At 66.3% G+C, this 23,468-nt stretch carries 22 protein-coding genes; 12 read left to right on the top strand and 10 right to left on the bottom strand.

The window, feature by feature from the left end:
- Positions 1-74: 74 nt before the first annotated feature.
- A complete protein-coding gene (locus QP181_RS15185; RefSeq protein WP_333929062.1) occupies positions 75-530 on the bottom strand; it encodes a DUF177 domain-containing protein in 456 nt (151 codons plus the stop codon).
- A gap of 8 nt (positions 531-538) precedes the next feature.
- A complete protein-coding gene (locus QP181_RS15180) occupies positions 539-1,027 on the bottom strand; it encodes a ubiquinol-cytochrome C chaperone family protein (protein ID WP_333929652.1) in 489 nt (162 codons plus the stop codon).
- Between the two features lie 151 nt (positions 1,028-1,178).
- Between QP181_RS15180 and QP181_RS15175 the strand changes: the two genes are divergently transcribed.
- Positions 1,179-1,685, top strand: a complete 507-nt coding sequence (locus QP181_RS15175; RefSeq protein ID WP_132735062.1) for an outer membrane protein assembly factor BamE — start codon at positions 1,179-1,181, stop codon at positions 1,683-1,685.
- A 268-nt stretch (positions 1,686-1,953) separates the two neighbouring features.
- A complete protein-coding gene (locus QP181_RS15170) occupies positions 1,954-3,465 on the top strand; it encodes a glycosyl transferase family protein (RefSeq protein ID WP_333929061.1) in 1,512 nt (503 codons plus the stop codon).
- A 12-nt stretch (positions 3,466-3,477) separates the two neighbouring features.
- Here the strand turns inward: QP181_RS15170 and QP181_RS15165 are convergent, their stop codons facing one another.
- Positions 3,478-3,657, bottom strand: a complete 180-nt coding sequence (locus QP181_RS15165) for a hypothetical protein (RefSeq protein WP_333929060.1) — start codon at positions 3,655-3,657, stop codon at positions 3,478-3,480.
- Positions 3,658-3,810: 153 nt separating this feature from the next.
- Between QP181_RS15165 and QP181_RS15160 the strand changes: the two genes are divergently transcribed.
- The 4 genes from QP181_RS15160 (at position 3,811) to QP181_RS15145 (ending at position 7,939) form a co-directional block, all read left to right on the top strand.
- On the top strand, positions 3,811-4,449 hold the full coding sequence (locus tag QP181_RS15160; RefSeq protein ID WP_333929059.1) for a hypothetical protein: 639 nt from the start codon (positions 3,811-3,813) through the stop codon (positions 4,447-4,449).
- Positions 4,450-4,523: 74 nt separating this feature from the next.
- Positions 4,524-5,438 (top strand): sulfite exporter TauE/SafE family protein, encoded by a 915-nt coding sequence (locus QP181_RS15155; protein WP_277984072.1) that lies wholly within the window; start codon positions 4,524-4,526, stop codon positions 5,436-5,438.
- 35 nt (positions 5,439-5,473) lie between these two features.
- Entirely contained in the window at positions 5,474-6,193 is a 720-nt protein-coding gene (locus QP181_RS15150; protein ID WP_207894105.1) for a TIGR02186 family protein, read from the top strand.
- 78 nt (positions 6,194-6,271) lie between these two features.
- Complete coding sequence (locus tag QP181_RS15145) at positions 6,272-7,939, top strand: ATP-binding protein (RefSeq protein WP_443027551.1); 1,668 nt, start codon at positions 6,272-6,274, stop codon at positions 7,937-7,939.
- 24 nt (positions 7,940-7,963) lie between these two features.
- Here the strand turns inward: QP181_RS15145 and QP181_RS15140 are convergent, their stop codons facing one another.
- Together QP181_RS15140 and QP181_RS15135 are read right to left on the bottom strand one after the other, a co-directional pair.
- Entirely contained in the window at positions 7,964-8,500 is a 537-nt protein-coding gene (locus QP181_RS15140) for a SixA phosphatase family protein (RefSeq protein WP_333929058.1), read from the bottom strand.
- Positions 8,501-8,508: 8 nt separating this feature from the next.
- Positions 8,509-11,211 carry an ATP-dependent DNA helicase gene (locus tag QP181_RS15135; protein ID WP_333929057.1) on the bottom strand — a complete coding sequence of 901 codons (2,703 nt, stop codon included), beginning with the start codon at positions 11,209-11,211 and terminating at the stop codon, positions 8,509-8,511.
- Between the two features lie 299 nt (positions 11,212-11,510).
- On the opposite strand from QP181_RS15135, the gene QP181_RS15130 reads away from it, so the two are divergent.
- The 5 genes from QP181_RS15130 to QP181_RS15110 all read left to right on the top strand — a co-directional run bounded on the left by QP181_RS15130 (position 11,511) and on the right by QP181_RS15110 (position 16,528).
- The gene (locus QP181_RS15130) at positions 11,511-11,816 is read left to right on the top strand and encodes a hypothetical protein (protein WP_056053958.1); all 306 of its coding nucleotides are present in this window, start codon (positions 11,511-11,513) and stop codon (positions 11,814-11,816) included.
- 56 nt (positions 11,817-11,872) lie between these two features.
- Positions 11,873-13,438: a lysine--tRNA ligase gene (locus QP181_RS15125; protein ID WP_333929056.1), complete on the top strand. Its 1,566-nt coding sequence runs from the start codon at positions 11,873-11,875 to the stop codon at positions 13,436-13,438.
- 214 nt (positions 13,439-13,652) lie between these two features.
- A complete protein-coding gene (locus tag QP181_RS15120) occupies positions 13,653-14,210 on the top strand; it encodes a 2'-5' RNA ligase family protein (protein ID WP_333929055.1) in 558 nt (185 codons plus the stop codon).
- A 91-nt stretch (positions 14,211-14,301) separates the two neighbouring features.
- Positions 14,302-15,306, top strand: a complete 1,005-nt coding sequence (locus tag QP181_RS15115; RefSeq protein ID WP_333929054.1) for a histone deacetylase family protein — start codon at positions 14,302-14,304, stop codon at positions 15,304-15,306.
- Positions 15,296-16,528, top strand: coding sequence for an MFS transporter (locus QP181_RS15110; protein WP_333929053.1), 1,233 nt, complete (start codon positions 15,296-15,298; stop codon positions 16,526-16,528). The genes QP181_RS15115 and QP181_RS15110 overlap by 11 nt, the downstream gene beginning before the upstream one ends.
- 162 nt (positions 16,529-16,690) lie before the next feature.
- Here the strand turns inward: QP181_RS15110 and QP181_RS15100 are convergent, their stop codons facing one another.
- The gene (locus QP181_RS15100; protein ID WP_443027550.1) at positions 16,691-17,917 is read right to left on the bottom strand and encodes a dipeptidase; all 1,227 of its coding nucleotides are present in this window, start codon (positions 17,915-17,917) and stop codon (positions 16,691-16,693) included.
- Positions 17,918-18,014: 97 nt separating this feature from the next.
- On the opposite strand from QP181_RS15100, the gene QP181_RS15095 reads away from it, so the two are divergent.
- Positions 18,015-19,112 carry an acyltransferase family protein gene (locus QP181_RS15095; protein ID WP_333929051.1) on the top strand — a complete coding sequence of 366 codons (1,098 nt, stop codon included), beginning with the start codon at positions 18,015-18,017 and terminating at the stop codon, positions 19,110-19,112.
- A gap of 3 nt (positions 19,113-19,115) precedes the next feature.
- Here QP181_RS15095 and QP181_RS15090 read toward each other — a convergent pair whose 3' ends face one another.
- From QP181_RS15090 to sucC, 4 genes are all read right to left on the bottom strand, one after another.
- Positions 19,116-19,838 (bottom strand): energy transducer TonB, encoded by a 723-nt coding sequence (locus tag QP181_RS15090; protein ID WP_333929050.1) that lies wholly within the window; start codon positions 19,836-19,838, stop codon positions 19,116-19,118.
- A gap of 520 nt (positions 19,839-20,358) precedes the next feature.
- The gene (locus QP181_RS15085) at positions 20,359-21,288 is read right to left on the bottom strand and encodes an electron transfer flavoprotein subunit alpha/FixB family protein (protein WP_333929049.1); all 930 of its coding nucleotides are present in this window, start codon (positions 21,286-21,288) and stop codon (positions 20,359-20,361) included.
- Positions 21,285-22,031, bottom strand: a complete 747-nt coding sequence (locus tag QP181_RS15080; protein ID WP_056064107.1) for an electron transfer flavoprotein subunit beta/FixA family protein — start codon at positions 22,029-22,031, stop codon at positions 21,285-21,287. The genes QP181_RS15085 and QP181_RS15080 overlap by 4 nt, the downstream gene beginning before the upstream one ends.
- A gap of 231 nt (positions 22,032-22,262) precedes the next feature.
- A complete protein-coding gene (gene sucC, locus QP181_RS15075) occupies positions 22,263-23,465 on the bottom strand; it encodes an ADP-forming succinate--CoA ligase subunit beta (protein WP_056053980.1) in 1,203 nt (400 codons plus the stop codon).
- Between the last annotated feature and the right edge of the window lie 3 nt (positions 23,466-23,468).

Below are 23,468 nucleotides of genomic sequence, written 5' to 3'. Positions count from 1 at the left end.
CGCCTAAGCTTTGCCCGCCATCTTCGCCTTGAGATCCGCGAACGCGTTGGCGGGGCGAAACTCGTCCTCGCTGATCACCCCCGCCGCCGCCAGCGCCGCCGCCGCATTGGGCCCGCGCGGGAACGGATCGATCGCCAGCGCCAGCGTATCGGCCGCCGCTTCGCCCAGATCGATCGCGCCCCCTCGATCGCCACCGTGTCGAGCGCATCGTCGGACAGTTCGACCTCGTCGCCTTCCGCCACCAGCTGTTCCACGAACAGCAGCGCGACCGGTTCGTCGATCCTGGTATCAAGCGGCTCGTCGGTAACCGAGCACGCCTGCACCGCAGCCCCGGTGACGCGCCCCTTCACGACGATGCCGCTGTCGGTCCGCTTGATCCCGAACCGTGCCTCGAGTCGCGCGATCGATACCATCGCGAAGCGCTTCGCCAGCGCGGCACGCTCGTCCTCGTTGGCGACGATCTCGACGATCCGCTCACGCTCGCCGATCGTGTCGAGGCGTTCGGGGCGGCTGAATTCAGCCTTGTTCATACCAGGCCTCACGGTAGCTCTCCTGCGAGCAGTTTCATCATTGGCGTATTTTCTAGCGCGGCATGAAACGCCATCAGCGACGTCCGCACATGCACCAGCGCGGCATCGGCCGGCGTTACCCCTCGATACAGGTTTCGCAGCAGCGCTGGCGTGATATCTCCAGCCGCCAGTCCATCCCGGTATGCGCCGAGTCGGCCGCCGAGCATGCTCATCATCTTGCCGATATGCTTGCCGACGATGATGTCGCCGATCCCGATTTCACGCAATTGGCCGTCCATGTCGTCGACAAAGCGTTCGGCAAGGCGCGCCGCGGGCTCGCCACCGGCGGGTTCCGCCTCGAGCCGTAGCATGACGACCGCAAGCAGAGTCGCGATCATGTCGAACCGGCCGTCGACGGTGTCCGGCACCGCGCCGTCCCGATACCAATGCTCGGCACGCGCCCGCGTCACGACCGCGGTATACAGCGGCAGCGCTTCGTCCGGCTTCTCGCCGAGCAGTCTTCCCAACCAGCTCAATCCGTCGTCCTTCGACCATCGACCGCGCACCGACTTGTTTGCCCGCGCATCCTCGCATATCGAGGCGATCGGCGGCCGATGCAATCGCATCGCAACCGTCACGTGTTTTCGCGTGCCCCGGTTGGGAGTTTATATGAGCGTGTTTTCCGCCCGTACGGGTCTCGCCGCCGCGCTTGCGGTCGTTACGCTTGCCAGCGCGGGCTGCACCCAGTTGCGCTCGCATCAGGGGTATGTCGTCGACACTGACCTGGTCAACTCGGTCCAGCCCGGCGTGGATAACCGTCAGTCGGTGCTCCAGACGCTCGGCAAGCCGACGCTCGCGGGTCAGTTCGACCAGGGAGATTGGTATTATCTCGCACGCGACAGCCGCAACCTGGCGTTCCGCAATCCGCGGCCCAACGCGCAGATCACGCTGCAGATCAGCTTCGACCAGAAGGGGACCGTCACCGCGATCCGTCGCGGCGGGCTCGATCAGGTTGCCTCGGTCAAGCCGTACGGCAAGACCACGCCGACGCTGGGTCGCGAACGCGGCTTCTTCCAGGATCTGTTCGGAAACATCGGTACGGTCGGCGCTGCGGGTGCCGGCGGCGGCGGTGGCAATGGCGGCAACACCGGCGGTGGTGGGCGCGATCGTCCGTAATCAAGGCTGAGTCCCACCGGTTTGGCCGTACCGCCTGCTACGCATCGGTACGGCCGGGCCGGAGTGGATCGGCGCCGATCCCGAAAGGGGTGGGATCGCGGACGTAACGCCTCGCGATGACGATGGTTCGCAGGCCCCGCCCAAACCTGCATATTTTGAGTGACTCAGCGCCATCACTTGCGCCGCGGAGACCGCCAAACATCCGTTTCGGATCGGACTGAATCCGAAACGGACATATGCTGCTGTACCTCGTCGTCGGGGGTACGCCATGCTCGAGTCGTTCTGGATCATCGACGGCTTGGCGCGGGAAAGTTTGCTGTTTGCCGGAGTCGGGCTTTTTCTTGGCGGCATCGACGACCTGCTGGTCGATCTCGTTTTCATCGTCCGTCGGATTCGGCATGGCGCGCGTCCCCGGCTGACGCTCGCGACTCTGCCGCCGCCACGATGCATCGGCGCGATCGCAGTGTTCGTAGCGGCATGGGACGAGGTGTCGGTAATCGGCGGCATGTTGTCGACCGCGCTGGATCGCTATCGCCATGACGATTACCGGATCTATGTCGGTGTCTATCCGAATGATCGGGGCACGATCGATGCCGTTGCCGCGATCGCCGAGCATGATGCCCGCGTCAGGATCGTGATCGGGCCGCGCGACGGTCCCACGACCAAGGCGGATTGCCTCAATACGGTGTGGCATGCGCTCGGCCGCGACGATGCCCGTGAGCACCGGCATACCAAGGCGATCGTGCTGCACGACGCCGAGGATGTCGTGCATCCGCAGGAACTGCGTGTCTTCGATTGCCTGATCGATCGGTACGATGTCGTGCAATTGCCGGTCCTCCCGCTCGTCCATCACGGTGCTCGGCTGGTGTCGGGACACTATGCCGACGAGTTTGCCGAGTCGCACGCGAAGCAGATCGTCGTCAGGACCGCTTTGGGGGCGGGAATGCCGCTAGCCGGCACCGGCTGCGCGATCGCACCCGACATGCTTGCCAGGATCGCGTTCGCGCGCGGCGGCAATCCGTTCGACGCGACCAGTCTAACCGAGGATTATGAACTTGGCTTGCGGCTGGCGGAGCTTGGCGCGCGCTGTATCTTTGCGCGGGTAGCAGCGGACGATGTCGGTGCAGTCGTCGCCGTGCGCGCCTATTTCCCCGGTACGATCCGCGAGTCGGTCCGCCAGAAAACACGGTGGATGAACGGCATCGCGCTAGCCGGTTGGGATCGGACCGGCTGGGCGAGGCCCCGCGCCTTTGCCGACCACTGGATGCGGATGCGTGATCGGCGGGCACCGCTCGCCGTCGTCATTCTCGCGGTCGCCTATGTCGGGATGCTGGCTTGGGCATTGTCGATGGCGGCGCATCACTTTGCGGGCCAGGCAATGCCAGCGCTCGACCGGTCCCATCCGATCGCGCTCTGGCTGTTCATCGCCAACGCCGTCCTGCTGGCGTGGCGGCTGGGATCACGGATGGTGTTTACGGGTCGCAGCTACGGCGTTGGCGAAGCCTTTGGGCGCTTCCCCGCTTCATCGTCGGCAACTGCGTCTCGTTGCTCGTCGCGCCCTGCGCGGTGGCGCGCTACATCGCCATGCTGCGGGGCGCAGCGCCGGTATGGGACAAGACCCGTCATGAATTTCCCGACGCCCCCGCAGCGTCGATCAGCGCATGCCACGGGTTCGGACCGAGCGTTCCAGCACCGGGATGACCGGCGGGCGGCCGTTGCGATTCCTTGCGCTGACGCTGGGTGGCTGGGTGTTGGTCAGGATTGCGGTACTGTTGTCTGAGATCGAGCCCCGTCAACCCTTGCCCATCCGCCCAACCTTAACGAAGATACTGGTACCGCCCGCCGCCGCGACGGTATTTCCCGCCGCCGCGACGGTATTTCCCGCCGCCGCCGTATTCCCCGGTCCGCGCCAGATCGCATTCGTCATCCCGCCGTTGAGCGATACCGTCGTGACGCCCGCCCCGCCCGCCATCGTTTTCCGGGCGAAACCGCGTACGGATGTCGCGCTGCCCCTAGGGTATCCGGCTTGCCGGAAACCTGGTCGCTGGACCACATCGCCGCCCAGTCTTTCGGGCAGCAACCTCCCGGCCGAACCGACGCACCGCCTTTCCTGTTAGCGCCGTTCGTGGTTCGCGGCGCGAGTCGGCTGAACGGTAGTGCATGGCTGCTGGTACGCGGGGGCCCGGCCGGTACCGTCTCCGGCGGCCAGCTCGGCGCTTCGCAGGCGGGGCTGCGGATAACCTACGCGATCGACGCTGCCCGCCGGTTCGCACTGTCGGCCCGGGTCGCCGCCCCGCTCGAGGGCCGCGGACGCGAAGCCGCGGTTGGAATCGAGTGGCAACCGACGAGGATGCCGATCCGCCTGATCGTCGAGCACCGTTTCGTTCTCGATGGTGGCCGCAACGGACCGACGATCGGCGTGCTCGGCGGCTATGGTCCTGCCGATATCGTCCCCGGTGTCCGTCTTGAAACATACGGGCAGGCCGGTGCGATCGCCCGCGACGGGCTCCAGACGTTCGTCGATGCCTCGGCTCGGCTGACCCATCCGCTCGGCACCGTCGCGACGGCCCGTCTCGATATCGGCATCGGCACATGGGCGAGCGCGCAACGGGCTGCCGAACGTTTCGACATCGGACCATCGGTCGTCGCCACGCTGCCGATCGCGCATAAATCGCTCCGCCTGACGCTCGACTGGCGCGAGCGGATCGCGGGCGGCGCGCGTCCCGGCTCGGGACCGGCGCTGTCGATCGGCAGCGACTTCTGATCCCGTGTCCAAACACCGGGATCGGTGCCCAGTCCAGCCTAGCCCCGCGCGCAATCCGGTGTAACGCTGCTAACGTGGATCTGTATCTCCCCGTCGCCAACCTGTCGGTCAACGCGCTCGTCATCATCCTGCTCGGCGGGGGCGTCGGGCTGTTGTCGGGCATGTTCGGGGTGGGTGGCGGGTTCCTGACGACGCCGCTGCTGATCGTCTACGGCATCCCGCCGACCGTCGCCGCCGCCTCGTCCGCAAGCCAGGTGACCGGCGCGAGCGTGTCCGGCGTATTCGCGCATTTCCGCCGCAAGGGCGTCGATACCAAGATGGGCGGGGTGCTGGTCGCAGGCGGTATCCTCGGTTCATTCTTCGGTGCGTGGCTGTTCCGGCTGCTCCAGCAAAGCGGGCAGATCGATACGGTGATCGCGATCGTCTACGTTCTCATGCTCGGCTCGATCGGCGGCCTGATGGCGAAGGAGTCGATCGGCACGATCGGTCGCGCGCGCACCGGGCGTCCGCCGAAGGCGCGCAAACGCCGCCATCACCCGCTCGTCGCCGCGCTTCCGCTCCGCACGCGGTTCTACGCCTCGGGGCTGTACATCTCGCCGCTCGCGCCGCTCCTGCTCGGCTTCTTTACCGGCATCCTGACCATCCTGCTTGGCATCGGCGGCGGCTTTATCCTGGTCCCCGCGATGATCTACCTGCTCGGCATGGCGACCTCCGTCGTGGTCGGCACCTCCTTGTTTCAGACGCTGTTCGTGACCGCGGTCGCGACGATGGTCCATGCAACGACCACCAAGGCGGTCGATATCGTCCTCGCCGGGCTGTTGCTGCTCGGCTCGGTCGTCGGCGCGCAGATCGGTGCGCGGTTCGCGACCAAGTTCCGCCCCGAATATCTCCGCCTCGCGCTTGCGGTGATGGTGTTGCTGGTCGGCGCGCGCATCCTGCTCGGGCTGGTCTGGCGGCCCGAGGAGATCTTCTCGGTCACGCTGTCTTGAGAAAGTGGCCAATTCTGGCATTCGCGCCGCTGCTGATGGCGCAGGCGAAGCCCGTGCTCGTCCCGGACGTATCGCAGCGCAATATCGAGATCGCCTACAGCTTCACCGGTGCAGAACTCCTCCTGTTCGGGGCGATTCTCTATCCCGGTGGCCGCCTGCCAACCGGCGAGCAACCGACCGACGTCGTCGTCGTCGTGAAGGGGCCGACCCAGTCGATCCTGATGCGCGAGAAGGAGAAGGTCGCCGGAATCTGGGTCAACGCGTCAAGGCTGCGCTACCGGTCCGCACCGAGCTTCTACGCGATCGCCTCATCCAAGCCGATCGACCGCCTCGTCGACGATCGGACGCGCGCGATCTACGAACTTGGGCTCGACAGCCTACAATTGTCGCCCGCCTCCAGCGCCCCCGCCGACACGCAGGACCGCTTCCAGAAGGGCCTCGTCGACCTGAAACGACGTGCCGGCCTCTATTACGAGGCGCCACGGGCGGTCGAGATCACCGACGGCGTGCTATACCGGGCGCGCGTCTCGATCCCGGCGCGCGTACCGGTCGGCCGCTTCACCGCGGAGACGTTCCTGATCCGCGACGGACGCGTGCTGGCAGCCGCCGTGCGCGACATCGACATCCGCAAATCCGGCTTCGAACGCTTCGTCGCTCGCGCCGCGGATCGCTCGTCGGTCGTCTATGGTCTGGTCGCGGTTGCCCTCTCGGTCTTTCTTGGTTGGGCGGCGGGCTGGATCGCGCGAAGGGTTTAGCGTTCCTTCACCATCCTCACCGGATGTTTACGGTCTTGCGTGCAAGACATTGGGTAAATGACTGGGGATCTTGCCAGAATGAGTGAAATGCCGGGACCCGATGCCTTCCTGCGCGCGCCATCGCCGACCAGTGGTTCCGTCGGCATGGTACCGCCTGCCCCGATCGGCGTCATCTTCGCGATCGCTGGATCGAGCAGCCGTGTGTTGCTCGACCGCGCGTCGATCGGTGCGCTGTGCGACGATCGCGACCCCGTTGTCGCGGCCGCAGGTCAGGTCGGCGGTCAGGTGAAGATGCGCGTTGGCACGACGTGGCTGGTCGCCAACATCCGGTCGCTCAAGCTCGAAGACAATGCCGGCACCTGCATCGCCGCCGACATCGACTTTCTCGGTGAGGGCGACGAGGAACGCCTGACCGGCAAGCTCTATCGGTTCCGTCGCGGTGTGACGCGGTATCCGATGCCCGGCGCCGAGGTGTACCCGATCACCACGTCGGACCTGCAACAGGTCTATGCCGCCGAGGATCGCGCCAACATCACCGTCGGCACGGTGTATCCGACCAGCGACATCCCCGCCGCGCTCTATGTCGACGCGATGCTCGGCAAGCATTTCGCGCTTGTCGGATCGACCGGTACCGGCAAGTCGACCAGTGCCGCCTTGATCCTCCACCGAATCTGCGAACTCGCGCCGCAGGGCCATATCGTGATGATCGATCCGCATGGCGAATATGCGGCTGCGTTCAAATCGAACGGTGCGCTGTACGACGTCTCGAATTTGCAAATGCCCTATTGGCTGATGAACTTCGAGGAGCATTGCGAGGTTTTCCTCACCAGCAGCGGGTCCGCGCGGCAGTTCGATGCGGACATCCTCGCCAAATGCCTGCTCGCCGCCAAAGCCAAGAGCCGTCTCGGTCAGGAGATCGCCAAGCTGACGGTCGATGCGCCCATTCCCTATCTGCTCAGCGACCTGACGACGATCATCAGCGCCGAAATGGGCAAGATGGACCGCGCCGGCGACACCGCGCCGTATCTACGCCTGAAAACCAAGATCGACGAGATCAAGGCGGACCCGCGCTATGGCTTCATGTTCTCGGGGATGCTCGTCGCGGACACGATGGCGAGTTTCCTAAGCCGGATCTTCCGTCTGCCCGGCGACGGCAAGCCGATCTCGATCATCGACGTCTCGGGCGTGCCGTCGGACATTACGTCCGTGGTGGTCGCGGTCCTTGCGCGGATGACGTTCGACTTTGCGATCTGGTCGCGCAACGAACCGCAGCGCCCGATCCTGCTGGTCTGCGAAGAGGCGCATCGCTACATCCCCGCCGGCCAAGAGACGAGCAGTGCGGTCGGTCGCATCCTCGGCCGGATCGCGAAGGAAGGCCGTAAGTACGGCGTGTCGCTCGGCCTCATCACGCAGCGCCCGTCGGATCTGGCGGAAGGCGTGCTGTCGCAGTGCGGCACGATCATCGCGATGCGCCTCAACAACGACCGCGATCAGGCGTTCGTCCGCGCGGCGATGCCCGAGGGTGCACGGGGCTTCCTCGATTCGATTCCCGCATTGCGCAATCGCGAATGCATCATCTGTGGCGAAGGCGTGACTATCCCGATCCGCGTTAGTTTCGACGGGCTCGAGGAATCGAAACGTCCGGCGTCGGGCGACCCACTCTTTTCCGAACTCTGGCGCGACGTCGGCGGCGAAGACCAGATCATCGGCAGGACGATTCAGCGCTGGCGGGCACAAGGCAAATAGACCGCCGGTTTTAGCCCCGCGTGGTCAATCCGCGTCGGGGCCTAAGGTCGGATCGAGATCGCGGGGGCGGATGAATCGGGTCAGGCGGGCGGTGGCCGACGTGATATCCGCCCAATCCCCTTCAAACTGGAGCTCGGCGATGCTGGCGGTCGGATATTTGTCCTCGACCGCATCGCGCAGCGGGTCGGCCCCGTCCTCCACCAGCATCAGGACGAGATCTTCCAACCCCGGATTATGCCCGATCAGTAGCGCGCTCTCGGCTTCGGCCGGGAAGCCGTGCACCACGTCGAGCAACGTCGCTGCCGACGCGAGATACACGCGACGGTCCAGCGTCGGCGCGATCGTCCGACCATAGCCCGATTCGATCTGCTCCAGCGTCTCCGATACGCGCACCGCGGGCGACGCGATCGCATGATCGAACGCCAATCCCAGTGATCGCATATGCCGACCGACCATCGCCGCGGCGCGCTTGCCCTTGGCGTTGAGCGGGCGGTCAAAATCGCGCGCGACCGGATCGTCCCAGCCGGACTTGGCGTGGCGCAACAGCGTCAACGTCTTCATGGCAATCCTCAAGCCGGTTCGCGGCTTTCATGCCCTACCGGGGCCCGTGAGGAAAGCCGGCTCGCGACTCGGGCCACCGCTTCTTCGAGCGTGACGCGGGCGATCGGCACCCCCGGCGGGAACGCGCTGAGCAGCCGCGACGGCATCGCGGCGGACAGCATCACGAACACACCGGAGTCGTCGGCGCGCCGGATCAAACGTCCGAACGCCTGTGCGAGCCGCGCGCGAACGAGGCGGTCGTCATACGCCGAACCACCACCGGCCAGACGCCGCGCCGCGTGCAGCACCGAAGGTTTCGCCCAGGGCACCCCCTCCATCACCACAAGTCGCAGCGACTCGCCGGGGACGTCGACGCCGTCGCGCAGCGCATCGGTGCCGAGCAGCGATGCGCCCGGATCATCACGGAAAATATCGACCAAGGTGCCGGTGTCGATCGGATCGACGTGCTGCGCGTGGAGCGGCAGGCCTTCGCGCGCGAGGCGATCCGCAATGCGCCCGTGCACGCCGCGCAGGCGCCGGATCGCGGTGAACAGCCCGAGCGTGCCGCCACGGCTGGCCACGATCAGCTGCGCATAGGCGTTGGCAAGCGCACCGATATCGCCACGCTTCACGTCCGTGACGATCAAGACTTCGGCCTGCCGCGTATAGTCGAACGGGCTCTTCGCCTCGAACCGCGCCGCCGGGCGCAGCAGATGCGGCGCACCGGTACGGGCTTCGGCCACCTCCCAATCGCCGCCGCCGGTCAGCGTCGCCGAGGTGACGAGTGCACCGTGCGCAGGCTTCAGGACGATCTCCGCGAACGGGCGGGTCGGGTCGAGCCAGTGGCGGTGCAGCCCGATATCGAACTCGCGGCCTTCGATCCGGTCGACCGCGAGCCAGTCGACGAAATCGCCATCGACCGGTCCGCCGACGCGCGCGAGCAGCGACAGCCACGACGCCACCGTCTCCGCGCGCCAGCCGATCGACGCGATCGCGCCTTCGACTCGGGCTCGGGCGGGTGCGTCCATCCAGTCGGGGGCTTCGGCGAGCACGGCTTCGAGCCGGCGGCCAAGCGTGACGAGCGGGCGGACGAGCGCGTCGAGCGCGGCGGCGGCGGGCGCGGCGGCCTCGATCAGCGTCGCATCGGGCTCGGCGAGTTCGGTCTCCAGGCCATAGCCCGCATCGCCCGGCTGCTCGGCTCTTGCGTAGGTGAGCCCACGGACGGCGGCGAGCAGCGTCTCGATCGGCCCGAACGGCGCGCCTTCGCCAAGACGTTGCAACCAGCCGTCGGACGCCAGAGCCCCCGCCGCCGTCACCGCGTCGGAGATCGCCCTTGCCCCCTGTTCGTCGTAGCTGGCAAGATCGGACAGCCGTGCGGCGAGCCCCCGCCTACGCCCACGACCGCTCGATTCGGGGCCGAGAATCCAGCGGCGCAGTTCGATCGTCTCGGCGCCGGTCAGCGCGGTCGCGAACATCGAATCGGCCGCATCGAAGATGTGATGGCCCTCGTCGAACACGTACCGCGTCGGTCGGGTGGCGAGTTCGCGCCCTCTCGCGGCATTGACCATCACCAGTGCGTGGTTGGCGATGACGATGTCGGCGTCGGACGAGGCGCGCGCGGCGCGCTCGATGAAGCATTTCCGGTAGTGCGGGCAGCCGGCATACACGCACTCGCCGCGCCGGTCGGTCAGCGCGGTCGAGCCATTGCGGCGGAACAGGGTGGGCAGCCAGCCCGGCAGGTCGCCGCCGACCATGTCGCCATCCGCGCTGTAGGCGGCCCAGCGTGCGACGAGATGCGCGAGGATCGCCGCGCGCCCCGCGAACCCGCCTTGCAGCGCGTCCTCAAGGTTGAGCAGGCAGAGGTAATTCTCGCGGCCCTTCCGCGTGACGACCTTGGCTTTCCGGATCGCCGCGTCGGGATACAAGCGCGCGGTTTCCTGCCCCAACTGCCGTTGCAGCGTCTTGGTGTAGGTCGAGATCCACACCGCGCCGCCGGCCTTCTCCGCCCAGAGCGACGCGGGCGCGAGATAGCCCAACGTCTTGCCAATCCCGGTGCCGGCTTCGGCCAGGACGAGGTTCGGCGTGTCGCGCATCGCTCGCGGGGCGAAGGCGGCAGTGGCGGCACCGGCATAAGCGCGCTGGCCGGGGCGTTCCTCGGCACCGTGGCCGGTGAGGTCGACCAGCCGGGCCTCGGCATCACCCGGCTCGATCGTCACGGTACGTGGGGCTGGCCGCGGCGCATGCTCCTCCCATTCGGGCAGCGACGAGAACAGCCAGCGTTCGTTGACCGCAGGCTTTTTCAGCCGCTCGGCAACGACCGGCGCCCACGGCCAGCGCAACCGGAACAGCGATTGCGCAGCGGTCCACGCGCCCTCCCGCTCGGGCCAGTCGTCATCGGTGAGCGCCAGCATCGCCTCGGCCGCGCGCAGCAGGAACGGCGCGACCTCCGCATCCTCGGTCGGCACGTCGAGGCCGGTAACCCGCGCGATCCCCTTCGGCGTCGGCACCGCGAACTGCGCGGGACGAAGGAAGGCGTAGAGTTCGAGCAGGTCGAGCCCCGACAGGTCGGGATACCCTAGCCGCTGCCCGACCAGCGGCGCATTGAGCATGATGACCGGCGTATCGGCGGCGATCCGGATCGCCTCGCCTCGCCCGATCGGACGCGCACCCTCGGCGTTCGCGATCCAGATGCCGGCGTGGCTGGCGTGGAGGGCGGGATAGGGGAGCGGCATCCTGGCGACCTTGCTGCAACGAGAACGAAAGGGCAACCTTTTGTGGAAGGGGATATGGTCAGCGGTGCGCAGGACCCCGATCGGGGATGCCCCGCCCCCGCCCGTCATCCCAGCGAAAGCTGGGATATTCATGGGGCAGGTGCTGCGATCCCCACGGGGATATCCCAGCTTTCGCTGGGATGACGGGGGGCATCGATACGCGAACTTATCCAAATTCGCCGTTACGCAACCGGTACGGTTCACATGCGTTGCGCACTTATCGATACTGGCCTTTACCTACATCAACAGGGACGATCATCATGCGGAAGTTTCTCATGGCGCTGAGCGCGCTCTCGCTCGCAATCCCGGCCGCCGCCGTGATTCCTACGGGCAAGGCCGAAGCACGCTCGAAGCGTGAGTATCGCGGCCATGACCGTCGTTACCGCGCAAAGCGTTGCCGCCATTCGAGCGGCACGACCGGTCTTGTCGCAGGCGGCGTCGGCGGTGCGGTGCTCGGCAATGCGGTCGGCGGCGGCTTGCTCGGCACGCTCGCCGGCGGCGCAGCGGGTGCGCTCGGTGGCCGTGCGGTCGACCGGACGATCACCGCGAAGGATCGTTGCCGCTAAGACGCATGCGGCGGTGGGGTGACGGACACGGGCGCAGGCGCTAATCGCCGAACGCTATGACCGATGACATCCGCACCGCCGCCCTCGAGTCCAAAGCCTGGCCATACGAGGAGGCGCGCAAACTCCTCAAGCGGTATCCGAACGGCAAGTCGGGCAATCCGATGCTGTTCGAGACAGGCTACGGACCGTCGGGCCTGCCGCATATCGGTACGTTCAACGAGGTGCTGCGCACGACGATGGTGCGCAACGCGTTCCACGCGCTGAGCAATACGCCGACTCGGCTGATCGCGTTCTCGGACGATATGGACGGTCTCCGGAAAGTCCCGGACAACGTACCCAACGGCGACATGCTGCGCGAGCATCTCGGCAAGCCGCTGACGCAAATCCCCGATCCGTTCGGCACGCATTCCAGCTTTGCCGCACACAACAACGCGATCCTGCGCGACTTTCTCGACCGCTATGGCTTCGACTACGAGTTCGCGTCGTCGACCGAATATTACACCGGCGGGCGTTTCGACGAGGCGCTGAAGGGTGTGCTTCGCCATTTCCAGGGCATCCAAGACGTGATGCTCCCGACGCTGCGGGCCGAGCGTCGCGCGACCTATTCGCCGGTGCTGCCGATCTCGCCGACCAGCGGCATCGTGCTGCAAGTGCCGATCGAGGTGATCGATGCGGAGACGGGCCTGATCGCGTTCGAGGATGAGGGCCAGCGGATCGAGCAGAGCGTGCTCGGCGGCAAGGCCAAGCTGCAGTGGAAGGTCGACTGGGCGATGCGCTGGGTTGCGCTCGGCGTCGATTACGAGATGGCGGGCAAGGACCTGATCGATTCGGTCACTCAGTCGTCGAAGATCGCGCGCGTGCTCGGCGGCCGTCCGCCCGAGGGCTTCAATTACGAGATGTTCCTCGACGAGAATGGCGAGAAGATCTCGAAGTCGAAGGGCAACGGGCTGAGCTTGGAGCAGTGGCTGACCTACGGCCCCGAGGAATCGCTGGCGTTCTATGCCTACCGCGAGCCGAAGAAGGCGAAGTCGCTGCACATGGGCGTGATCCCGCGCGCGGTGGACGACTATTGGCAGTTCCGCGGCAATTATGCCGCCCAGGACCTGAAGCAGAAGCTCGGCAATCCTGTCCATCACATCCACGACGGCAAACTGCCGACGGGCGAAATGCCGGTGACGTTCGGATTGCTGCTCAACCTCGTCGGCGTGATGGGCGATGCGAGCAAGGAGCAGGTCTGGGGGTATCTGGCGAATTACGTGCCCGATGCTTCGGCGGCGAAATATCCCGAGCTCGACCGGCTGATTGGCTATGCGCTGGCGTATAGTCGCGATTTCGTCGCGCCGACGTTGAAGCGGCGTGCGCCCGAAGGCGTCGAGGTCGCGGCGCTGGAGCGGCTCGATGCGGAGCTCGCCGCGTTGCCGGCGGAGGCGAGCGCGGAAGACATCCAGAACATCGTCTACGAGATCGGCAAGACCGGCGGTTTCGACAATCTGCGCGACTGGTTCAAGGCGTTGTACGAGACGCTGCTCGGGTCCGAGCAGGGCCCGCGGATGGGGAGCTTCATTGCGCTGTATGGGGTAGCGAACTCGCGCAAACTGATCGCCGAGGCGTTGGCTCGGTAAGGCTGCTCTGGCAGACAGATCCACCCCGGCGGAGGCCGGGGCCCAATTGGGATACGCGCTTAACGGAGCGCAACGTGTCGTTACTCTGACCTTTCCAATTGGGCCCCGGCCTTCGCCGGGGTGGTGCTCTCATCCTGCAAGTTCGCACCGGACCTCGACAAGAAATAGAGAACATATTAGCAACAGGCCCGCCTCCCCCGATTCGGAAACCGGCATGTTTCATCGACCGATCGCCCGTCATCGCCTGTTCTTCGCGATCCGCCCACCATTTCCGCTAGCGCGCCAGATCACCGAGGCGGCGGCGTGGTTCGACGGTCCCGCGCAGAAGCTGCGCCCCGAGCATCTCCATGTCACGATCGACATCCTCGACGACCACGACCGCGTCTCGACCGCGCTGGAACGCGACCTGAAAGCGATCGGCGATGCGGTCGAAGCGGCGCCGTTCGCGCTCCAGTTCGACACGGCGGTTGGCAGCGATCGATCCATCGCGCTGCGTCCGCGCCACAAGAACGCCTCGCTCGCGGCACTGCATCAGCGGATCGCAGTAGCACGCGAGTCGGCGGGGCTGTCCCAGCGCGAAGGCTATCGGTTCAGCCCCCACATGACGCTCGGCTACCGCGACAGCGCGCCGTTCACGCAAGCCATCGCGCCGATCGGCTGGACCGCGGACGCATTCGTACTGGTCCACAGCCATGTCGGCCGGACGCGCCACGATGTGATCGGCCGCTGGCTGCTGAACGGCGACGACGATCGGCAACTGGCGCTGTTCTAAGCGCTCGAATTTGCCGAACGCGCGCGACCCGGTAGGACCCATAGGGCGATCGGTCGGTTCTTCCCCCGTGACCGCTCACCAAGGAGCAACGATGCGACTGTTCTTCGACGAGTCCCAGCGGACCCACGCACCAGTCTGGGAACTGCACAACGGCGCATTCACGGCCTATGCGGAGGCTCCCGCGCGCGTCGATGCGATCCTGCGCGCGCTCGGTCCGGTCGAGGCGCCGGAAGATCGTGGCGAGGCGCCGATCCTCGCGGTCCACCCCGCGCCATACGTCGCGTTCCTGAAGGATGCGGCCAGACTTTGGCGCGAAGCGGGACGCGAGGGCAACGCGATCCCCTACACCTTCCCGATCCGTGGCCGCCGTCCGCTAGACCTCACCCGTATCGACGCGCTCATCGGCGCGCACAGCTTCGACGCGACCACGCCGATCACGCCGCAGACCTGGGCCGCCTCCTACGGCAGCGCGCAGTCCGCGCTCGCCGCGACCCACGCGGTGCTCGACGGCGATCGCGCGGCATTCGCGCTCTGCCGCCCGCCCGGCCATCATGCCGGCGCGGATTATTGCGGCGGATACTGCCACCTCAACACCGCCGCGATCGCCGCGCAGGCTGCGCGCGACGCTGGCGTCGCGCGCGTCGCGATCCTCGATATCGACTATCACCACGGAAACGGCACGCAGGATATCTTCTATACGAGAGGCGACGTGTTCTACGCGTCCATCCACGCCGATCCGAAGACCGACTATCCCTTTTACTGGGGCCACGCAGAGGAAACCGGCGAAGCCAACGGACATGGTACGACACTGAACCTGCCCCTCCCGCAAGGCACGCAAATCGACGCGTTCCGGGCCGTGCAGACCACAGCGCTCGACGCGATCGCCGCGTTCGATCCCGGCCTGCTCGTCGTCAGCTTCGGCGCGGACACGTGGGAGGGCGATCCGATCTCGCATTTCAAGCTGACCACGCCCGACTACGCAGTGCTGGCCGCTGACATCGCGGCTCGCGAGTGGCCGACCGTCATCGTCATGGAGGGCGGATACGCAGTCGACGCGCTTGGCCACAACGTCGCGAGTTTCCTGCGTGGCTTCTGAAGCGCCGATTGCGCTCAGGACGCCCGCCTACCGCCGGCTCACGCTGGCCATGCTGTTCGCGGGGTTCTCGACCTTCTCGCTGCTGTATTCGGTGCAGCCATTGCTGCCGCTTTTCGCCGCGCAGTTTGGGCTGACCGCGGAGGGCGCGTCGCTCGCGGTGTCATTAGCGACCGGGCCCTTGGCGATCGGCATCCTGTTTGCCGGGTTCGTGTCCGACCGCGTCGGCCGGCGTCCGCTGATGATCGCGGCGATGTTCGCGGCGGGGGCGCTGACGCTGGCGGCGGCGGTCGTGCCGGGGTGGAGCGGGTTGCTCGTGTTGCGCTTCCTGACTGGTGTTGCGCTCGCAGGCGTGCCGGCGGTGGCGATGGCCTATGTCGCAGAGGAGGTTGATGCGGGCTCGGTCGGTGCGGCGATGGGGCTGTATATCGCGGGCAGCGCGCTCGGCGGGATGGCCGGGCGGCTGGTCGTGAGCATCGTCGCCGATCTCGAAGGCTGGCGCTGGGCGCTGGCCGCGGTCGGCATCGCCGGCCTCGCGATGGCTGAGGCGTTTCGCCGGCTCGCGCCAGCCTCGCGCAATTTCACGCCGAGCGTGGGACGGCCGGGGGCGCTGCTGCGGAGTGCCGGATCGCTGTTCACCGATCGCGCAATGCCGCTGCTCTATCTCGAGGCGTTCCTGCTGATGGGCGTGTTCGTCACAATCTATAATTACGCAGGCTTCCGGTTGATGAGCCCGCCCTACGGCCTCAGCCAGGCGGCGGTCGGCGGCGTGTTCCTGCTCTACGTGCTGGGCTCGGTGAGTTCGGCGAAGTTCGGGACGCTCGCCGGACGACTCGGGCGACGGAAGGTCTTCTGGATCCCCGTCGTTCTGCTGATCGTCGGCGTCGCGCTGACCGCGATGACGCCGCTCGTGCTGGTGATCGCGGGGATCGCGGTCGTGACGGTCGGCTTCTTCGGCGCGCATTCGATCGCAAGCGCCTGGGTCGGCAGGCGCGCGCAGGGTTCGCGCGGGCAGGCGGCGGCGTTCTATCTTTTCTTCTATTATATGGGGTCGAGCGTACTGGGATCGGCCGGCGGCTTCGCCTGGACGCATGCCGGATGGCCGGGGGTGACGGCGTTCTGTTTGCTGCTCGGCGTGGCGGCGTTGGTGATCGGGCTGGTGCTGCGGACGGTGCCGCCGCTGGTGGTGGAGCCTCCTGTGCCGCAGCGGATGCCGGATCCGTGACATCCCTCCATCCGTCATCCCGACCATTCCGTCATCCCAGCGAAAGCTGGGATATCATCGTTTGACCCACGTCATCTGATACGGAGGAATACCCCGGCTTTCGCTGGGGTGACGGGATCTGGCGGGTTTGGTCGAAACTCGAGCAACGAGCACTCGCCCCTTCTACCGCGACGCCACGTCCGTCGCGTCGACCGGCGGCATACCCACCATTCCCTTCGCGACCGCTTCGACCCGCTCCATGACGCGGAGGACGTTGCCGCCGGACAGTTTCGCCAGATCGCCGTCGCTCCAGCCCCGCCGCGCCAGTTCCGCGAACAGCAGCGGGTAGCCGTCGACGCCCTTCATCGCGATCGGCCCGGTCCCTTGATCCCGTCGAAGTCGCCGCCGATCCCGACATGATCGTGACCCGCGATCTTCGCGATATGCTCGACATGATCGGCGACCGTCGCGGCGGTGACCTGAGGCTCGGGATGCGCGGCGTCCCACGCCACCAGCGGCGCTGGCGATTTGGCGCCATAGACCCCCGCCGGCACGCCGACCGACTTCGCATAGGCCGAGCGCGCGACGTCCCAGGCGCGCCATTCGGCCGACAGGAACGACGGGTAGAAGTTCACCATGACCACGCCGCCGTTCGCGCCGATCGCCCGCAATAGAACGTCGGGAATGTTGCGCGGCGCGTCGGCGATCGCGCGCGCTGGAGTGCGAGGCGATCACCGGCGCCTTGGTCGCGGCCAAGGCCGCGGCCATCGTCGCGTCCGAGACGTGGCTGACGTCGACGATCATCCCGATCCGGTTCATCTCCGCGACCACCTGCCGCCCGAAATCGCTGAGCCCGTTGGCGCGCGGTGCGTCGGTCGAGCTGTCCGCCCAGTTCAGGCTCTTGCCGTGCGTCAGCGTCATGTACGCGACGCCAAGCGCGCGATACTGACGCAGCACCGACAGCCGCCCGTCGATCTGGTGCCCGCCCTCGACGCCGATCAGCGACGCGATCCGTCCCGCCTTTTCGATCCGTCGGATGTCGGCGGCGGTGGTCGCGAGTTCGAACGTCGTCGGGTTCGCTGCGACGAAGCGGCGGACGATATCGATTTCCTCCAGCGTCATCTCGACCGCGCGCGGCGCGTCGGCGGGAATGTAGACCGACCAGAACTGACCGCCGACATGACCTTTGCGCAGACGGGGAATGTCGGTCTGCAACGGGTTCGGCAGCCGTGCGGTGTCGACCGAAAGATCGACCGCCTCGACCTTCGCGTCGTGCAGATCGCGGATCTCCCAGGCGAGGTCGTTATGCCCGTCGATCACCGGACTCCGCTCCAGCAGGCGTTCGACTCGCCGTGATACGGCAGCGTCCGGGCTAGCCTGCACGGCCAGCAACAGGAATGCGGCGATCATGTCTTGGTCCCCAATAGCGTCCGCTTCATCCTGAAGGAGCTGTTCGCGTGCGACAAGCCGGGTAAGGCGCTCGCCGGACGCAGACGGAGGGGCGTAATTGGACACGGGAACGGCCGGAACGGCGCGCGGGGCGGACAGCCGCCTCTCCACCGCGATCGCGATCGCGCGGCTGACCGGGATCATGGGGATCGTCTATGTCCACGCCTGGACCGGGCGGACCGCGGAAGAGCTGGCGGCGGTCGCGTTCAGTTGGCAGGCGGTTCTCCGTACCGTGCTGAGCGAGATGTTCGGGCGCAGCGCGGTGCCGCTGCTCGGCATGATCTCGGGCTGGCTGGTGGTCTCGACCGCGACGCGCCGAAGTTACGGCCCGTTCCTGCTCGGCAAGGCGCGGACGATCCTGCTCCCGATGGTCCTGTGGAATGCGATCGCGATTGTGCTGGTCGGGGCGGCAGCAACGTTCGGCGAGCTGAAGGCACCGACGCCGTCAAGCATCGGCTGGACGCTGAACGAACTCGTGCCGCTCGTCCACGCCAACGACATCAACGTGCAGATGCCGTTCTTACGCGATCTGTTCGTCTGCATGATGCTCGGGCCGCTACTGGTGCGCGCGTCGAGTATCTGGCTGGCGCTGGTCGCGCTGATCGTGGTCGTGTGGGGCGTGTCCGGGGTGCATGTCCCGCTGCTGTTGCGACCGCAGATCCTGCTGTTCTTTACCGCCGGGATCGCCGCGCGGCGGTTTGGCGTGGCGGAACGGGTGGCGGGGTGGCCGGTCGCCGTGTGTGCGTTGCCGTTCATAGCGCTGATGGCGCCGCGACTCTGGACCGCGTTGCTGGGGAACGTCTTCTTCGACGCGCATCCGCATGCGATCGCGGCGTTCGACATATTGTTTCGTTTTGCCTCGGCGGTGCTGTTCTGGCGGGTGGCCTGGGCGCTCGCGGGGAGCGGTGTCGCGGATCGACTGCGGGCGGCTGAACGCTACGGGTTTCTAGCCTTTTGCGATCATCTGGTGCTGTTGTGGTTGTTCGGGCCGATGATCGGGCTGGCTACCGGCGCGCTGGGAGCAGGGCTGTATCCGGCGTATCTGCTGGTGCAGCCATTGCTGGTGCTTGGAGTCACGATCGTTCTGGGGCGGGGATTGATGACGGTTTCGCCGGCGTTGGCGCGTGTGCTTAGTGGCGGGCGGCTGGTGCGGTAGGCTTCAATTACCGCGTGACGACGGATCGAGCTGGTTCACCCATTCCTGGTTGTGGACGACGGTCGAGCGGACCGGGCGGCCGGCGGCGTCGAGCCAGGGGCGGTAGCGGAAGCGGAGCTCGATCAGGCGACAGGTGGTCGCGTCGAGCACCGCGTTGCCGCTGGAACGCGTGACCAGGCAGTGCGTGACTTGGCCGTCGGTCTCGACCGTATAGCGCACGCCGACGATCCCGCCCGCGCCGATCACCGCCTCCGCATTGGGGAAATCCTTGTTCTTGAAGCGGCCTTTCAGGAGACGGGGCGGGGTTTCGTCGCCACCGTCGCCGTCGCCATTTCCGGAGCGACCGCTGCCGGTGCCGTTCCCCTCACCACCAGCGCCTGTACCCGGTCCGGGGACTGGCGCGGCGCCGGTCGTGGCGTCGCTGCCGGGGCCGGGTTTGAATGCGGCAATGACCGGCGGTGGCGGGACGATCGGGGGGACGATCGGCTTGGGGACGACGAGTTCGGTCGCCTTCGAGCGCAGGTTCGCAGGGGACGCTGTACCTTCGGGACGGTGGCTTTTCGCGGGGCGGGGGATGATCTTTTCAGGCGGCGGCGGTGGAGGCGTGGGACCGACGGCGAAGGTTTTCAGTGCGTCGGGGATTGTGCCGGGGATGCTCACGCCGAGACCCAGGACCAGTGCATAGCCGATGACGGCGCAGAGTAGCGCCGCGCTGGCCGCGGACATCAGGCGGTCGCGCGGGTTCGAGTGGGCGCCGTACATGCTGGGTAATTGGGGAGGCGTGCGGTGGGCGGCAACTGGCTGGCGGCGGGAACCATCGCGATCAGAAGGTCAGCCCTTCCGGGGTTCGTTGGTAGGCGGCAGGGTATAGACTTCGGCTGACGCGCTTGGTTTTCGACGCAGAGCCCTCCGATATTACAAGCACCTCCCCGGCGAAGGCCGGGGTCCAGGTGGAAAGGTTGCTGTAACGAAGCGCTACGCTCCATGAGCAACGTCGCCAACTGGGCCCCGGCCTCCGCCGGGGTAGTGCTTGCATGGGTGCGAATAGACCTCATTTTGTCGCGTATCGGTTCGGCGTCGGCAGACCTGTACGTTCGGCAGACACTAGAACGGGCGGCGCGACCAAGTCACACCGCCCGTTCTTGGCACGCGCCGCGGGAGTAAATCCCGCGTCGTCGGTCGGCGCTGGAGCGCCGCCGGCCGGGCTTGCTGTTGCGCTTGGCTTCGCCTTGCGAAGCGGCGTTGCCTACAGCTTCGCCGTCAACTCCGGCACGATCTTGAACAGATCGCCGACCAAGCCGATGTCCGCGACCTGGAAGATCGGAGCGTCCTCGTCCTTGTTGATCGCGATGATGACCTTCGAGTCCTTCATCCCCGCGAGATGCTGGATCGCGCCGGAGATACCGACCGCGACATACACTTCCGGGGCGACGATCTTGCCGGTCTGGCCGACCTGATAGTCGTTCGGCGCATAGCCCGCATCGACCGCGGCGCGCGAGGCACCCACACCGGCGCCGAGCTTGTCCGCCAGCGGATCGATCATCGCGTGGAACTGGTCGCCCGAACCGAGCGCACGGCCACCCGAGACGATGATCTTCGCGCTGGTCAGCTCGGGACGCTCGTTCTTGGCGATCTCTGAGCCGGCGAAGGTCGACAGACCCTTGTCGCCGGTCGACGCGACCGCTTCGATCTCGCCCGAGCCACCCTCGGTCGCAGCCTTGGCGAATGCCGTACCGCGGACCGTGATGACCTTCTTCGCGTCGGTCGACTGCACCGTCGCGATCGCATTGCCGGCATAGATCGGCCGCGTGAACGTGTCTTCGCTCTCGACCGACAGGATGTCGCTGATCTGCATGACGTCGAGCAGCGCGGCCACGCGCGGCGCGATGTTCTTGCCGTGCGTGGTCGACGGCGCGACGAAAGCATCGTGGGTGCCCATCAGCTCGACGATCAGCGGCGCGACGTTCTCGGCAAGCGCATGCGCGAACGCCGCACCGTCGGCGACGTGCACCTTGCCGACGCCGGCGATCTTGGCGGCTTCGGCAGCGACGCCGTCGACGCCTTGGCCGACAACCAGCAGATGGACTTCGCCGAGCTGCGATGCGGCAGTCACCGCCGACAGCGTGGCATCCTTGACGGCCTGACCGTCATGTTCGACCCAGACGAGCGTCTTCACTTGGCGACTCCCATTTCCTTGAGCTTGCCGACCAGCGCGTCGACATCGGCGACCTTGATCCCGGCCGAGCGCTTGGCGGGCTCGACCACCTTCAGCGTGGTCAGGCGCGGCGTCACGTCGACGCCGAAATCGGCCGGCGTCTTCTGCGCCATCGGCTTCGACTTCGCCTTCATGATGTTCGGCAGCGACGCATAGCGCGGCTCGTTGAGGCGAAGATCGGTGGTGATGATCGCGGGCAGCTTGAGCGTGTCCGTCTCCGCGCCGCCATCGACTTCGCGAGTCACGTTGACCGAACCGTCGGCGATCTCGACCTTCGACGCGAACGTGCCCTGGCCCCAGTTCAGGAGGCCGGCGAGCATCTGTCCGGTCTGGTTGTTGTCGTCGTCGATCGCCTGCTTGCCGAGGATGACGAGGTCGGGCTTCTCTTCCTCGACGATCTTGGCGAGGATCTTCGCGACGCCGAGCGGCTCGACCTTGGTCTCGCTGACGACGAGGATCGCACGATCGGCACCCATTGCGAGCGCGGTCCGCAACGTTTCCTGGCTCTTCTGCTCGCCGATCGAGACGACGACGATCTCGGTCACGCCCTTGTCCTTGAGGCGGATGGCCTCTTCGACCGCGATCTCGTCGAACGGGTTCATGCTCATCTTGACGTTCGCCAGATCGACGCCCGTTCCGTCCGCCTTCACGCGGGGCTTCACGTTGTAGTCAAGCACGCGCTTGACCGGCACCAGCACCTTCATCGGGATTCCTTCCAAGGTGGATATAGTTCGTTCGCTGACGGCGTTACCCGGCGGCGTTGGCGCGACAGATGGCTGTTTTACGTCGTTTTCGCAAGTGCGGTATGGAAACATCACCATGCCGTAGCGTCACGCCGATCCACCTGTCCGACCAGTCGTGATACCAACGAAAAAGGGCCCGGACGTTTCCGTCCAGGCCCCAATTTCGCACAATCAGTATGCAGTTGGTAGCGGTTAGGCCGCGACCTTCTGCACCTCTGCGACGATCTTCTTGGCTGCATCGCCAAGGTCGTTCGCCGGGACGATCGCGAGGCCGGAGTTCGCGAGGATCTCCTTGCCCTTCTCGACATTCGTGCCCTCGAGGCGGACGACCAGGGGCACCGAGAGGTTCACTTCCTTCGCTGCGGCGACGATGCCATCGGCGATGATGTCGCACTTCATGATGCCGCCGAAGATGTTGACCAGGATGCCCTTCACGTTCGGATCCGCGAGGATGATCTTGAACGCCGCCGTCACCTTCTCCTTGTTGGCGCCGCCGCCGACGTCGAGGAAGTTGGCCGGGAACATGCCGTTGAGCTTGATGATGTCCATCGTCGCCATCGCCAGACCGGCGCCGTTGACCATGCAGCCGATGTCGCCATCGAGCTTGATATAGGCGAGGTCGTACTTCGACGCCTCGAGCTCGGCGGGATCTTCCTCGGTCTCGTCGCGCAGTTCGAGCAGGTCCTTGTGGCGGAACAGCGCGTTGCCGTCGAACGCAACCTTCGCGTCGAGCACCATCAGCTTGCCGTCGTTGGTGACCGCGAGCGGGTTGATCTCGATCTGCTCGGCATCGGTGCCCATGAACGCGTCATACAGCTTCGACGCGGTGTTCGCGGCCTGCTTGGCGAGATCGCCGGTGAGCTTCAGCGCAGCAGCGACGGCGCGGCCGTGATGCGGCATGAAGCCGGTCGCCTGGTCGATGTCGATCGACTGGATCTTCTCGGGCGTGTCGTGTGCGACGGCTTCGATGTCCATGCCGCCTTCGGTCGAGACGACCATCATCACCCGGCCGGTGGTGCGGTTGAGCGTCAGCGCGAGGTAGAATTCCTTGTCGATGTCGACGCCGTCGGTGACGTACAGGCGATTGACCTGCTTGCCCGCGTCGCCCGTCTGGATCGTGACGAGCGTGTTGCCGAGCATGTCGGTCGCGGCCGCGCGAACCTCGTCCTCGGTCTTGGCGAGGCGGACACCGCCCTTGGCGTCGGGGCCGAGCTCAACGAACTTGCCCTTGCCGCGGCCACCGGCGTGGATCTGCGCCTTGACGACATAGAGCGGTCCGGGAAGCTTCTTCGAGGCCTCGACGGCCTCCTCGACGGTCAGTGCCGCGAAACCGGCAGGCACGGGGACGCCGAACTTGGCCAGCAGTTCCTTGGCCTGGTATTCATGGATGTTCATCGG

It is taken from the genome of Sphingomonas sp. LR55, from assembly GCF_036856015.1.
GTDB lineage: Bacteria > Pseudomonadota > Alphaproteobacteria > Sphingomonadales > Sphingomonadaceae > Sphingomonas.
Note: the sequence above shows the minus strand (reverse complement) of the source record. Positions and strands in the feature narration are given on the sequence as shown.